This is a genomic window from Phytoactinopolyspora mesophila (genome assembly GCF_010122465.1).
Taxonomy (GTDB): Bacteria; Actinomycetota; Actinomycetes; order Jiangellales; family Jiangellaceae; genus Phytoactinopolyspora; species Phytoactinopolyspora mesophila.
On record NZ_WLZY01000014.1, the window covers coordinates 21,690 to 34,896 of the forward strand.

The following is a 13,207-nucleotide window of genomic DNA, read 5'->3' on the forward strand; positions in this document are numbered from 1 at the left end:
CGTGAGGCTACTTTACTAGCGTCACGGCCCATTTCGTTCTCGTCGAGGGTTGCCATGACTGAAACCGATCAGAGCCTTGGCTCGCATCCGACCTCCCCACCTCCGAAACCCGGTCCACTCGGTGTCCTGGCCGGTATAGCCTTCCGCCGGCGCGGCCGCGTCGTCGCTGCCTGGGTGCTGGCTATCGCGGCTGCCGTCGGCCTTTCGGCCGCATTCGCCGGCGACTTCGCCGCCGACTACTCCGCGCCAGGCTCGGATTCGAGCCAGGCACAGAATCTCCTGGCGGACCGTTTCCCCGACTTTGCCGGTGACACCGTGGACGTCGTCGTCCACGCCGACGACGTCACCGCGCCCGACGTCCAACGTGACGTGACCACTCTCTTGCGGGAACTGAGTGCCGCGCCGCACGTCGTGGGTGCCGACGACCCCTACGCGCAACCCGGCCACATCTCCGAGGACGGGCAGACGCTCACCGCCCAGCTCCGGTTGACCTACGACAACGGCGCCAACGTGCCCGAGGAGGACAGCGAACGGTTGCTGGCCGTGGCCGAGCAGGCCGAGCGGCCGGGGCTCGAGGTGGCTCTGGGAGGGGAATCGATCACCTGGGCCGAACAGGGCGAGATCGGCTCCGAGGGCATCGCCCTCATCGCCGCGGCGCTCATCCTGCTGGTCACGTTCGGTTCAGTGGTGGCGGCTGGGTTGCCGTTGCTCGTCGCGCTGGCCGGCTTGGGGGTCAGCGCGATGCTCACCGGTCTGTTCGCGGCTCTGATCGATGTCCCCGACTGGTCCACGGCGCTGGCCACCATGCTCGGGATCGCGCTGGGAATCGACTATGTCCTGCTGATGGTGACCCGGTTCCGGGAATGGCGCGCTGTTGGCCTCGATCCGGAGCGGGCCACGGTGGCCACACTCGACACGGCTGGCCGCGCCGTCCTGGTGGCCGGCACCACCGTCGTCGTCAGCATGCTCGGGCTGTTCGCCATGGGGCTGTCCTTCATGCGTGGCGCCGCCGTCGTGACGATCGCGGCTGTGCTCGTGGTGATGGCGGCCGCCACCACACTCTTCCCCGCGATCCTCGGGTATCTAGGCCGCCACGTCGACCGGTTGCGGCTGCCAATGGGGCGCAAACGCCCGGCGCTGGTCACCGAGGGCGGGCATGTCGAGCCACCCCGCGGCTGGCTGTGGTGGGGACGGGTGATCGAGCGGCACCGGGTGATCGCCGCTGTCGTGGGCGTGGGTGTCCTGCTGGCGTTGGCGGCTCCTTTCCTTGGGGCGAGGTTCGGCTTCCCCGACGCGGGAAACGAGGCGGAAGGAAAGTCCGTCCGGCAGGCATACGACATGCTGGCCGAGGGGTTCGGTGATGGCGCCAACGGGCCGCTGCTGCTCGCCGCCAACCTCGATGAGCCGGGTGACGACGCGGCGCTTGAACGCCTGACCCAGGTGATCGGCGCGACGGACGGTGTGGCTGCCGTGACGCCGCCGATCATGAACGAGGGGTCCGACACGGCGGTCTTCACCGTGGTGCCGATGACGGGCCCGCAGGACGATGCCACGGAGCAGCTGATCGAGACGCTGCGATCCGCCGTGATACCGGATGCGGTCGGTGGCACGGCCCTGGAGGTGTACATCGGCGGCGTGACAGCCACCGCCATAGATTCGACGGACAACATCACCGACCGGCTGCCGCTGCTGATCGGCGGCGTCGTGGTGCTGTCCATGCTGCTGCTATTGGTCGCCTTCCGTAGCGTCGTCATCCCGATCACCGCGGCACTGATGAACCTGTTGTCCGTGGCGGCCGCGTACGGCGTCGTCGCACTGGCGCTCGAGGGCGGCTGGTTCGGTCAGCTGATCGGTATCGATACACCGACGCCCATGCCGGCGTTCATTCCGGTGCTGATCTTCGCCGTGTTGTTCGGGCTGTCGATGGACTACGAGGTCTTCCTGATCAGCCGGATGCGGGAGTCCTGGGTGCGTACTCTCGACAACGGCCGGGCCATCGTCGACGGTCTGGCCGGCACCGGCCGGGTGATCACCGCGGCGGCGGCCATCATGGTCGCGGTGTTCGCGGCGTTCATACCGAGCGATGAGGTTGCCCTGAAAGCCATCGGCGTCGGCATGGCGGCGGCGATCTTCATCGACGCGACCGTGGTGCGGATGCTCCTGGTACCTGCGGTGATGCACTTGTTCGGGCGCCGCAACTGGTGGCTGCCGGCGTCGTGGGAGCGTAGGCTTCCGCAGCTGCATGTCGAAGGTCGCCCCGAGGTGCACCTGCCGGCTCCGGCCAAGCACCTCGAGCCTGTCGGCTGACCTCCAAATGATCATGTTTGGTGGGTTTCCTCGTGCGTCAACAGGCCTGCGGGCATGGTGAGGCACCGGAAAACCCACCAAACATGATCATCTAGTGGGGCGGAGCCGACCGGTGTGGAATGAGCGTTGGTGATTGTCAGCGGCTGATGCTGTCGAGTTCGGCCACGTCCTCCGCGGACAGCGTGAGTCCGGCGCCGGCGATGTTCTCGCGCAGGTGCGCGACTTTGGAGGTGCCCGGAATGAGCAGGATGTTCGCCGAACGCTGCAAAAGCCAGGCCAGGGCGACGGCCATCGGCGTTGCGCCCAGGCGGGCCGCCACCCTGGAGAGCTCCGCGGACTGCAGCGGGGTGAAACCGCCCAGAGGGAAGAACGGGACATAGGCGATGCCGTCGTCGGCGAGCTTGTCGATGAGGGGGTCGTCGTGACGGTGGGCGAGGTTGTACATGTTCTGCACGCACACGATCGGCGCGGTCTCGCGTGCTTGCGCGACCTGTTCGGCGGTGACGTTGCTGACCCCGAGGTGGCGGATCAGGCCCTGCTGCTGGAGCTCGGCGAGGGTCTCGAACGCCTCCGTGATCGAACCGGGCTGAGGCCCGGTCGCGTCGCCCATGCGCATGTTCACCAGATCGAGAGTCTCTACTCCGAGGGATTCGAGGTTCTCGCGGACCTGTCGACGTAGGTCCTCAGGTCGGCGCTCCGTGGGCCAGCCACCTTCGGCGTTCCGGTTTGCTCCGACCTTGGTGGCAATGAGTAGGGACTCCGGATAAGGGTGTAATGCTTCCCGGATCAGCTGGTTGGTGATCCGGGGCCCGTAGGCATCGCTGGTGTCGATGTGGGTGATCCCTTGAGTGATGGCCTCGCGCAGCACGGCGATCGCGCCGTCACGGTCCGCCGGAGATCCCATAACCCAGGGGCCCGCGAGCTGCATGGCGCCGTATCCGAACCGGGTGACAGTCCGGTCGCCGAGGCGCCAGGTGCCGCCGAGAAGGGTGGAGGAAGCAGTGGTCATCATCTTGCCTTTCGTCATGCGAGCCAGCGGTGGCGTTTAGGTCGCCGCTCCACCAGTATTGGAGAGCAACTTCCTCACGGGAAGTAGGCACCTTAGAGTGCGTTACGCCCCGTCTCCCCGAAGGATGATGTCCATGGCGACAACGAACGCGGCTCAGAAGCGAGCCCGTGCCAAAGCCGAATACAACGTGTTTCTGGCAGTGTGTCCGAGCCGTCAATTGCTCGACAGGCTCTCGGACAAGTGGGTCGTGCTGGTCCTCTGCGCACTCGGTGGCGACGGCGGCGGGAGCCCCGGCGTGCCGGCTTCGATGCGATACTCGGAGCTTTCGCGTCTGATCGCCGGTGTCAGCCAGAAGATGCTCACCCAGACGCTGCGCTCTTTAGAGCGCGATGGCTTGGTCACGCGTACCGTCACCCCGACCGTTCCGGTCACCGTCGATTACGCGCTCACTGCGCTCGGTCTCTCGCTTTACCAGACCACCCGGCAGCTCCGGAGCTGGGCACAAGACCACATGGAAGCCGTCCAGGCGCACCGTGATGAGTACGACGCCGACCACTGACGCAGCGGTCCATCCGGCAGTGCTGACGACTCGACTTTCGCCTCGCACCGCCAGCCACGTCCGCTCCGGTAGGCAGCCCTAGATGATCATGTTTGGTGGGTTTCCTCGTGCGTCAATAGGTCTGCAGTCATGGTGGGGCGCGGGTAAACCCACCAAACATGATCATCTAGGGCTGGTAATTGTTTTTGTGGATGTCCAGTAGTGACACGGATGTGAGAATTCATTACGCTCCCCGGTTACCCGGACTGCCCCCACCGGAAGGACCTGGCCATGAGCCGCCGTGCTGTCACCGCGTCCATCACCGCCCTCGTCGCATCGTCACTGGTGTTCACGTCGGCTTCGGCCGTAGCCGACCCGCCGCAGGAACAATGGCGGAGCTACTGGGTGGATTCGTTCCGCGACTCGATCTACACGCCTGAGAACGTCGACAAGCTGGTCGAAGACGCCCGGGCCATCAACGCCAATGTGCTGATCGTCCAGGTAGGCCGCTGGATGGACTGCTTCTGCAACCGATCGAGTTTCCCCCGCACGCACGTGCCCATCGACGCCGACTTCGACCCCCTGGACGATGTGATCGAGAAAGCACACGCGGCCGGAATCGAGGTGCACGCATGGGTCAACGCGACACCGGCGTGGAATCTGGCGACCCCGCCGGAGAACCCTGAACACATCTTCCACACCAACGGCCACGATGTCGACGGATGGGACAACTGGTTGAACGTGCGCGTCGACGGCGAACAGACGGTGGGTGCGAACCTGCGCAACATCGATCCGGCCAATCCGGCTGCCGTGGATTACGTCGTCGAAGGCATCGCGAGCATTGTGCGCGAGTACGACGTCGACGGCATCAACCTGGACTACATCCGCTACCCGGACGGCAACACCGCCAACTACCAGAGCGATTGGGGTTACACCGCTGCCTCGATCGACCGGTTCCAGGCGGCCACCGGACGGGGCGATATCCCCGAGCCCACCGACGCCGAGTTCAGCGACTGGCGCCGTGAGCAAGTCACCGGGTTCACGCGGAAGATCTTCTTGACGATGTACGACGTCGACCCCCAAGCGGCGCTGTCCATCAACGGCATCACGTACTGGTTCGGGCCGCAGACCGAGGGCGGCTGGGAAGCCACCCGCGCGTACTCCGAGGTCATGCAGGACTGGAAGGCGTGGCTCGAGGAAGGAATCATCGACGTCAACGTCGCCATGAACTACAAGGCGGAGACTGACGAGGGCGACCGCATCCAGATGTACGACGAGTGGAACGAGGTGCTCAAGGACTGGCAGGCCGACCGATTCTCGGTCGTTGGCCCGGCGCTCTATCTCAACACGGTGGAGGACAGCCTGCGCCAGGCGCGACGGGCGCTCGAACCGTCCGCCGACGGCAACACGGTCGTCGGCTGGAGCGGCTACTCTTACGCGACCCCGAGCAACGCCAGCGGCAGCCCCGAACAGGCGGATGCCGAGCGGGAACGGTTGGCGCACGGGCTGACCGCCGAGGACCCGTCCGGAGCGGAGCCCCTCTTCGCCCAACCCGCGGCTGTGCCGGAGATGACCTGGAAAACCGAGCCTGAGCACGGCCACATCGCCGGCGAGCTGATCACGCGGGACGGCGCCGCTCTCGACCAGGTCAGTGTGTCGGCTACCAACTTGCGGACCGGCGCGAAGGCCGCCGGACGGGTCAGTGACGGGTCTGGATGGTTCGGGTTCGTCAACTTGGAGCCCGGTCGCTGGCTGGTCTCGATCGAGCTTCCGCGCGGCGTCGTGGGCCAACCGGTGGATGTGGTCGAGGTTGCCGCTGGAGAGATCGTGACGGCTGATTTCGCGCCGCTGGTGCGGCCGGGCCGCCCCTAGACGCCACCTTCGGGTGGCGTCGTCCATAGTGCTCCGTAATGCCGGTCTCTTTCCGTCTGTGGCGCGCCCAGGCGGCGCTGCGCTGCGTTGTCATCGGCCCAGGTAGAACCCCACTACCTGGGCCTCCTCCGCCTTGCGCAGCATCCCACCTGGACATCACAGCCTGTGAAGGAACCGGTATTACGGAGCACTAGCGGTCGAATGTCTGAACCGGCTGGCCGGGACGCCACAGCTGGATGAGCATGCCGGTGCGGCTGTCGTTCAACCCGGCCAGTACGACGTCGTCGATGTCCATGAGGAACAGGTGGAAGGGGCCAGGTGCCTCGATCGGGCGGTCTAGATAGTGATCGATCCGATCAGCGGGGACCTCGGTCGCGCGACCGGATATCTTGGCATCGCCGCCGTCCATCGAGCCGTCTCCGGGGTTGGAGTGGATGGCATAGCGCGGATCGCGCTGCAGGTCGCGTGCCTTGACCGCGTTGAGCATGGAACCGATGGTCAGGTGCTCGCCATGGAAATCCACCTCGGTGCCGCTGACCCGGGGCGCGCCGTTGCCGCGCAGGGTGGCGAGGACATGGTGTTTGGTGAACTGGAGCCTGGCGCGAACCGCCCGCGCCAGCTCTGGTGCTTCGTCGGAGAACTGTTTCCACGTTGCCATGGAGCCAGTATCGGCCGCTATTCCTGACATCCGATGTCAGCATGATGGCGTAGTTTCGCCACATGCGAGCGAGCCGGTTGATGAGCCTGATGTTCATGCTTCAGCAGCGGCGCGCAGCGACGGCCGCCGCCTTGGCCGATGAACTCGGCGTGTCGATCCGCACCATTTACCGCGACGTCGGAGCACTTCAGGCTGCCGGAGTGCCGTTGTGGACCGAATCCGGCCCGGGCGGTGGGATCCATCTGGTCGAGGGCTGGCGGACCCGGCTGGATGGTCTCACCGGAGACGAGGCGGCAGCGCTCTTCCTGGCCGGGGCGCCGTCGGCGGTCGCTGACCTGGGGCTGGGGGCAGTGCTGACCGCCGCGGAGACGAAGGTGGTCGCCACCCTTCCGCCCGAGCTGAGAGGGCGGGCCGGGCGGCTGCGCGAACGCTTCCACCTAGATGCCCCGGGCTGGTTCAACCGGGAGGAGCCGCCGGCGGCTTTAGCGGCGATTGCCGAAGCAGTCTGGGCCGGCCGGCGTCTGGATATCGCCTACGATCGATCAGGCCGTACGGTGCGGCGCCGGCTGGATCCGTTGGGGCTGGTGCTCAAAGCCGGTACCTGGTATCTGGTCGCGGCTCATCGTGCACAGGTCAGGACCTACCGGATCGGTCGGGTGACCGAGGTCTCGAAGCGCGACGAGCGCTTCACCCGGCCGGAAGGCTTCGACCTCGCGGCCTGGTGGGCACGGTCGGCGGCCGAGTTTGATCGATCCCTTCTGCGATACACCTGCCGCGTGCGCCTCGCTCCGTGGGCCTACCGGCATCTTCGGCATTATGTCAGCCCTGCGTCCGCTGAAGCCGCCGTTCAATCGGCGAAGGGGCCCGATGCGGGCGGCTGGTACGAGGTGACGTTGCCCACTGAGGGCGAGGACGTCGCGGCCCGGCAGCTCACCGGCCTGGCCCCCGACGTCGAGGTACTTGATCCGCCGTCGCTGCGGGAAGCACTGCGGCGGATCGGTGCCGCCTTGGCAGAGGCGAACGCATGATGACCTCGCCGGGATGGCGTTGATCCCGGGAGGCTAACGTCGGGTGCGAAGTCCCATGAGTGAACGAAAGGGCAGCACACCAATGGCCGAATACATCGTCAGCGAAGACCTTCCGAAGCCGGGCGGGCCGTACAGTCATGTCGCCCTCGCGGGAAACATGGTGTGGACGGCCGGATTCGGTCCTGCCGATCCGGAGACCGGTGCCGTACCCGACGGCATAGAGGCACAGACCGATGCGACGATCGACAATGTCGAACGTGCCCTACGCGCGGCTGGTCTGGAATTGTCCGACGTGGTCAAGGTCACCGCCCACTTGCAACACCTGCACGAGCACTTCGCCGCCTATAACCGGGTGTACGAGAAGAGGTTCACCGGCTCCCGTCCGGTTCGTACCACCGTCGGCTCGGACCTGATGAACATCCTGGTTGAGATCGATGTGGTGGCCGTCAAGCCCGGGTAGAGCGTCGCCCGCATACGCATCGCACGACATCACGAGCCCAAATATGACAGAGCGTTCGACCGATTGCAGAGATATGAATGGCGAAACCGAAATCTCGGTGTTGGGAGTGTGCCAACCTGGGTAGGTGAATGATGTGGCTACAGGAAATCCGAGCAAACTGGCGGGACTGGCCCGGCAGCTGCGCGTGGACTCCGTGCGTTGCGCGGAGGTAGCCGGCTCCGGCCACCCGACCTCTTCGTTGTCCGCTGCGGACCTGATGGCGGTGCTGCTCGCCAAGTACCTCCGCTGGGACGTGTCGGACATGACCAACCCGCAGAATGATCACCTGATCTTCTCCAAAGGCCACGCATCGCCGTTGCTCTACGCTTTGAACAAGGCAGCTGGCATTGTGAGCGACGACGAGCTGGTCACGTACCGGGCTCTCGGCAGCCGCCTCGAAGGGCATCCGACGCCGAGTCTGCCGACGGTGGACGTCGCTACCGGATCGCTCGGGCAAGGCCTGCCGATCGGTGTCGGGCTGGCGTTGAGCGGCAAGCTTCTCGACCGGCTGCCTTATCGGACCTGGGTCTTGTGCGGCGACAGCGAGCTGGCCGAAGGTTCCATGTGGGAGGCTTTCGAGCACGCTGCAGGTGAAGGCCTGGACAAGCTGACCGCGATCGTCGACGTGAACCGGCTCGGGCAGCGGGGACCCACCCGATACGGCTGGGATACCGGCGCCTACGCCAGGCGCATCGCCGCGCACGGTTGGCACACAGTGGAGATCGACGGCCATGATCTGTCGCAGATCGACCAGGCCTACGCTGAAGCGCTGGCGGTGGGTCGGCCCACTGCGGTCCTTGCTCGCACCACCAAAGGTGCCGGTGTGGCCGAAGTGGCTGATCAAGAAGGCAGACACGGAAAGCCGTTGCCCAACGGCCGGGAAGCCATTGCGGAGCTCGGTGGGATCAGCGACATCTGGATCGACGTGCCCGAGCCTGAGTACCTCGCGCCGCCTCACCAGTTCCGTGCGCCCGCTGACTACGAGCCTCAGCCGTACGAAGTGGGTGAGGAAGTCGCCACTCGCACGGCATTCGGGCAGGCGCTGAGCGCACTCGGCCATGCGCGCCCCGATGTGCTCGGGCTCGACGCCGAAGTAGCTGACTCGACCCGGATGGAGTATTTCGCCAAGGAACACCCAGATCGATTCTTCCAGTTCTTCATCGCCGAGCAGCAGATGGTGGCGGCGGCTGTCGGGATGCAATCCCGCGGCTGGGTGCCATATGTGGCGACCTTCGCCGCATTCATGACCCGTGCCTACGATTTCATTCGGATGGCAGCGATCGGGAACGCGAACATGTGCCTGATCGGCTCCCACGCCGGTGTCGAGATCGGCGCGGACGGCCCGTCGCAGATGGGCCTGGAGGACATCGCCCTGATGCGTGCTGTGCATTCGAGCACGGTGTTGCATCCGTGTGACGCGAACCAGACGGCTGCGCTGGTGGGCGCCATGGCCGAGCAACGCGGCATCAGCTACTTACGCACCTGCCGGGGCGATTGTCCGGTCATCTACCACTACGATGAGGAGTTCTACGTCGGGGGAAGCCAGGTTCTACGGTCCTCACCCGACGACGCTCTCACCATCGTGGCCGCGGGCATCACTGTCCACGAGGCACTCGGAGCCGCGGACATCCTGGCAGAAGAGGGCGTAGCCGTACGGGTGATCGACCTGTACTCGATCAAACCTGTGGACGTCTTCACACTCCGCCAGGCCGCGCAGGAGACCGGGTGCCTGCTGACAGTGGAGGACCACCGGCCGGAAGGTGGTTTGGGTGACGCCGTTTGCGGCGCGTTCATGACCGGAGGCCCACCTCCGGTCATGATCAAGCTGGCTGTCCACGACATGCCGGGATCGGCGACGCCCGCCGAGCAGTTGCGAACGTGCGGTATCGACCGCGTGGGCATCGCGGCGGCGGCTCGCGCCTACCTGGCCGAACTCGACGCCACCGGCGAGCTGTGACCTCGGGTTCGGCGCGCATGTTCACACATGGTCCCGGGGTATCACCCGGCTCCAGTTGCGGGCGAACACGCGGTGCTCGCCCTCATAAGCGTCGAGTTCGGCGTGCAGGTGAAAGTCGGTCGGCGAAGAAGTCAGCGTGGTTCGGGTCACAGTACGGGCCGACCAGTCGCCACGCGCAAACGTCATCGACCACACCGTTTCGCCGCGAGTGGACTCGAGATCATTGCCGGTCCAGCTGTAGAGCTCGTCTGTGCGCCGTTTGACGATGAGATCGATGTCGTCGAACCGGACGGTGCCGAGATCTTTGACGACTTCGAGAGCTGAGCGGTAGTCGATCAGATCGCGTGAGACCTGCCACTTGTGCTCTCCCGGCTCCAGCGTCGTGGTGGGGATCGGTGGCGTCCCCTCGGCCTCCTCGAAGGGGCGAAGGTCAGTATCGGCGGGGTGATGAGCCGGCCGGGTCGGCAGTACCACGCTGCTGTCGGCTGGATAGACGGTGAGCTGCGTGGGCGCCGGCGGCGGCCACGCGAGGGGCCAGTACGAGGTGGAGACAGACAACCGTAGCCGGTGACCGGGCGGGAACGCGTGCGCCAGGCCGTTCAGCTTCACGGATGCGTGATAGCGCACGCCTGGAGCCAGCGGGCGGGGCTCGTCGTCGCCGGAGAGATGCGCCAGATTGAGCAGGCCGAAGCTCACCCGGGTCGCACGGCCATCCGGGTCTACGTCGGACATGCGGACAGCCACCATCGCGAGCGGCTCATCGACGCTGAAGGCCAAATTGAGCACCGGAGCCCCCAGGACCTCCCAGCGCTCTTCCAGGATCTGGCTGTCGAAGACGACCGAGCCGCCATCCTCCTCGCGCTGGTCGTACGGCAGGTCCGGCGGGGCGTTGTAGGAACACCACTTGCCGGCGAACTTGCCGACCGAGAGTGGTGACTGAATGGTCAGTGGTTCGGCGCGTGTTTCCTGGCCCGATTCGGCGATGGAGTAGTAGCCGAGGGCCCGTTCGATCCGGTCGATGTATGGCGACGGCCAGTTCTGTTCCGCGACCCACCGGCCCGGGCGTTCGGTGTATGCCGTTGACGGCGGCACACTGTCCTGCATCCAGATGCGCAGCATGGGCTCATCCATCACGTCGTTGTCAGCGCCTTTGAGCCAGTGATCCCACCACCGGACCATCTCCTGGAGAAAACCGATGGCCGGTCCGGGCTGACCGAGGTGGGGGTACTTGTGTGACCACGGGCCGATCAGTCCTTTGCGCGGGGCGTCGAGCCGTTCCAGCAGCCGGAAGACGGCATTGGAATAGCCGTCGGCCCAGCCGCTGACCGCGAAGACGGGACACTCGACTGCGCTGTAGTCCTCACAGACCGAGGCATGTCGCCAGAAATCATCGCGGCGTTGATGGCGTAGCCAGTCCTCCAGCCAGAGTCCGCTGCCCTCGAGTCGTTCGAACCACATCTTGCGCCATCGTTCGCCGACGACGGCCGGGTCCGGTGGGCAGGATGTATAGGCGAACATCGTCGATGCCCATGAGAGGTTGTCACTGAGCAGGCATCCGCCCATGTAGTGCACGTCGTCGGAGTACCGGTCGTCGCTGGAGCACATCGTGACGATCGCATCGAGGCCCGGCGGGCGGCGGGCGGCCACCTGGAGGGCGTTGAAGCCGCCCCACGAGATCCCCATCATCCCCATCCGGCCGTTGCACCACGGTTGTGCCGCGAGCCAGGCCAAGATATCTCCGGCGTCGCGTAGTTCACTTTCGAGATACTCGCCGGTCAGAACCCCTTCGGAATTGCCGCTTCCGCGTAGGTCTACTCGCAGGCATGCATAGCCGTGCCCGGCGAGATACGGGTGAACGGTGGAGTCGCGCAGCGCGGTCAGATCATGCTGGCGATAGGGGATGAACTCCAGAATGGCGGGCACCGGCTCCTCGTCGGATGAGACCGGCCGCCAGCATCTGGCCGCCAACTCGATTCCATCTGACACGGGAATTCGGAGGCCAGTTTCTTCGTGTGTCTCGTACGGTAGCGACGTGACGTTTCGCAAATGTCCTTCCCATCATTCGCGTTGCAAGCCGAACGGCAATCTTTCGACGCAGGTGTGGTATTTCTCGTCCAGTTCGTCCTCGATCTCCGCGCCGATGTAGATCAGCGCGAGTTCGTAGCTGTAGCTGTCTTGGTGTGTCAGGTTCGAGAGCCGCTCACCTTCGCGCGCCACGACATCGACTTTTGTCAGTGGGACGTCCCGTTCGACACGGGCTACTTCCACTGCGGTCGGCACTCTGACCACTTGGGCGTCGCCGCCGAACTCTCGTAAGAAACACTTGGCGGCGACACCTGCCGGGCCTTGACCTGTCGGGAGTTCGGGGTCGAGCCCTAGGGCGATACTCACCAAGGCGTGATGGTTGGCAACGCCGTCGACCATCTGGAACAGCCGGGCATGAGACTGCGAGTGGCGCGGATTGATCTCCAGGATGCTCAGTGAGTCGCGTTCCCTGTCCCAGAAGAACTCGATGTTCCAGGTGGAATTGTTCAGGCCAACGTGGCTGATCACCCGGGTAGCGATGTCGGTGAGGCGGTCGATGACGTGGTCCGGTACCCGCGCGGGATACAGGTATCGCAGAAAGCTGAACGTGCCCGGATAGTTGATCGTTTCGACGACCCCGTACACGTGCGCTTCGCCGTGCTGCGTGTAGCCCTCGACGGTGAGCTGGACGCCGGTCGCGTCCTCTTCCACGAGGCAGCAGTGGTCGCTGGGGCCGATCTCAGGCGGTGCGTGAATGCGTTCCAGCACGTACTGGAACGGCGCGCCCATCCAGTCGATGTTCTGCCGGATGGCTTCGAGGCCAGCGCGGAACTCCTCGTGGTTAGTGGCCCGGAACGCCAGGGCCGAGCTCACTGACTTGACCGGCTTGACCCAGAGCGGATACGTCAACCCGGATGGCGGACCGCCGCGATGGTCGGTGTCGAGGAGAGCAAAGCGTGGATGGGCGGCGACGACCTCTTGCTGGACGAGACGGCTCCAGTATTTGTGCTCGCACTTGACAACTGCTTCGAGACTCGGGCCGGTGGTGTGGAACCTTTCGCAGAGGATCGGCACAAGCGAACTCACCGGGAAGTCCCAGTAGCCGATGATCGCGTCGATCGATCCGTCGAATCGGTAGAGCTGGCGCTCGGCGGAGGCGAGCAACTCAGGTAACCGAATGTCGTCGGTCAGGAGATCGTCGAGATCCAGCAGCCGGTGAAAGCTGTACTGCTCGGCGTGCGGCAGCGCGTGCAGTAGTTCCGCGTTCATGTCGTCGAGTCCCAGCACGAAGATGTTCGTCGCCATGTGGCCCCC

At 65.3% G+C, this 13,207-nt stretch carries 10 protein-coding genes; 6 read left to right on the top strand and 4 right to left on the bottom strand.

Annotated elements, in window-relative coordinates:
- Positions 1-54: 54 nt before the first annotated feature.
- Positions 55-2,307: an MMPL family transporter gene (locus tag F7O44_RS26985; protein WP_162453438.1), complete on the top strand. Its 2,253-nt coding sequence runs from the start codon at positions 55-57 to the stop codon at positions 2,305-2,307.
- A gap of 136 nt (positions 2,308-2,443) precedes the next feature.
- On the opposite strand, the gene F7O44_RS26990 is transcribed toward F7O44_RS26985, so the two are convergent.
- Positions 2,444-3,316, bottom strand: coding sequence for an aldo/keto reductase family oxidoreductase (locus F7O44_RS26990; RefSeq protein ID WP_162453439.1), 873 nt, complete (start codon positions 3,314-3,316; stop codon positions 2,444-2,446).
- Positions 3,317-3,449: 133 nt separating this feature from the next.
- On the opposite strand from F7O44_RS26990, the gene F7O44_RS26995 reads away from it, so the two are divergent.
- On the top strand, positions 3,450-3,875 hold the full coding sequence (locus F7O44_RS26995) for a winged helix-turn-helix transcriptional regulator (protein WP_162453440.1): 426 nt from the start codon (positions 3,450-3,452) through the stop codon (positions 3,873-3,875).
- Between the two features lie 270 nt (positions 3,876-4,145).
- On the top strand, positions 4,146-5,726 hold the full coding sequence (locus F7O44_RS27000; RefSeq protein ID WP_187361662.1) for a family 10 glycosylhydrolase: 1,581 nt from the start codon (positions 4,146-4,148) through the stop codon (positions 5,724-5,726).
- A 190-nt stretch (positions 5,727-5,916) separates the two neighbouring features.
- On the opposite strand, the gene F7O44_RS27005 is transcribed toward F7O44_RS27000, so the two are convergent.
- On the bottom strand, positions 5,917-6,384 hold the full coding sequence (locus F7O44_RS27005) for a pyridoxamine 5'-phosphate oxidase family protein (protein ID WP_162453441.1): 468 nt from the start codon (positions 6,382-6,384) through the stop codon (positions 5,917-5,919).
- A 62-nt stretch (positions 6,385-6,446) separates the two neighbouring features.
- Here F7O44_RS27005 and F7O44_RS27010 point away from each other — a divergent pair, with 62 nt between their 5' ends.
- From F7O44_RS27010 to F7O44_RS27020, 3 genes are all read left to right on the top strand, one after another.
- Positions 6,447-7,412: a helix-turn-helix transcriptional regulator gene (locus F7O44_RS27010; RefSeq protein WP_162453442.1), complete on the top strand. Its 966-nt coding sequence runs from the start codon at positions 6,447-6,449 to the stop codon at positions 7,410-7,412.
- A gap of 55 nt (positions 7,413-7,467) precedes the next feature.
- The gene (locus F7O44_RS27015) at positions 7,468-7,872 is read left to right on the top strand and encodes a RidA family protein (RefSeq protein WP_222851745.1); all 405 of its coding nucleotides are present in this window, start codon (positions 7,468-7,470) and stop codon (positions 7,870-7,872) included.
- A gap of 133 nt (positions 7,873-8,005) precedes the next feature.
- Complete coding sequence (locus F7O44_RS27020; protein ID WP_162453443.1) at positions 8,006-9,868, top strand: transketolase; 1,863 nt, start codon at positions 8,006-8,008, stop codon at positions 9,866-9,868.
- Positions 9,869-9,889: 21 nt separating this feature from the next.
- Here the strand turns inward: F7O44_RS27020 and F7O44_RS27025 are convergent, their stop codons facing one another.
- Positions 9,890-11,914 (bottom strand): CocE/NonD family hydrolase, encoded by a 2,025-nt coding sequence (locus F7O44_RS27025; RefSeq protein WP_162453444.1) that lies wholly within the window; start codon positions 11,912-11,914, stop codon positions 9,890-9,892.
- 12 nt (positions 11,915-11,926) lie between these two features.
- On the bottom strand, positions 11,927-13,198 hold the full coding sequence (locus F7O44_RS27030) for an ATP-grasp domain-containing protein (RefSeq protein WP_162453445.1): 1,272 nt from the start codon (positions 13,196-13,198) through the stop codon (positions 11,927-11,929).
- Positions 13,199-13,207: the final 9 nt, after the last annotated feature.

Coding starts and splice junctions, on each gene's coding strand:
- F7O44_RS26985 (WP_162453438.1), top strand. CDS start 55: ATGACTGAAACCGATCAGAGCCTTGGCTCGCATCCGACCTCCCCACCT.
- F7O44_RS26990 (WP_162453439.1), bottom strand. CDS start 3,316: ATGACCACTGCTTCCTCCACCCTTCTCGGCGGCACCTGGCGCCTCGGC.
- F7O44_RS26995 (WP_162453440.1), top strand. CDS start 3,450: ATGGCGACAACGAACGCGGCTCAGAAGCGAGCCCGTGCCAAAGCCGAA.
- F7O44_RS27000 (WP_187361662.1), top strand. CDS start 4,146: ATGAGCCGCCGTGCTGTCACCGCGTCCATCACCGCCCTCGTCGCATCG.
- F7O44_RS27005 (WP_162453441.1), bottom strand. CDS start 6,384: ATGGCAACGTGGAAACAGTTCTCCGACGAAGCACCAGAGCTGGCGCGG.
- F7O44_RS27010 (WP_162453442.1), top strand. CDS start 6,447: ATGCGAGCGAGCCGGTTGATGAGCCTGATGTTCATGCTTCAGCAGCGG.
- F7O44_RS27015 (WP_222851745.1), top strand. CDS start 7,468: ATGAGTGAACGAAAGGGCAGCACACCAATGGCCGAATACATCGTCAGC.
- F7O44_RS27030 (WP_162453445.1), bottom strand. CDS start 13,198: ATGGCGACGAACATCTTCGTGCTGGGACTCGACGACATGAACGCGGAA.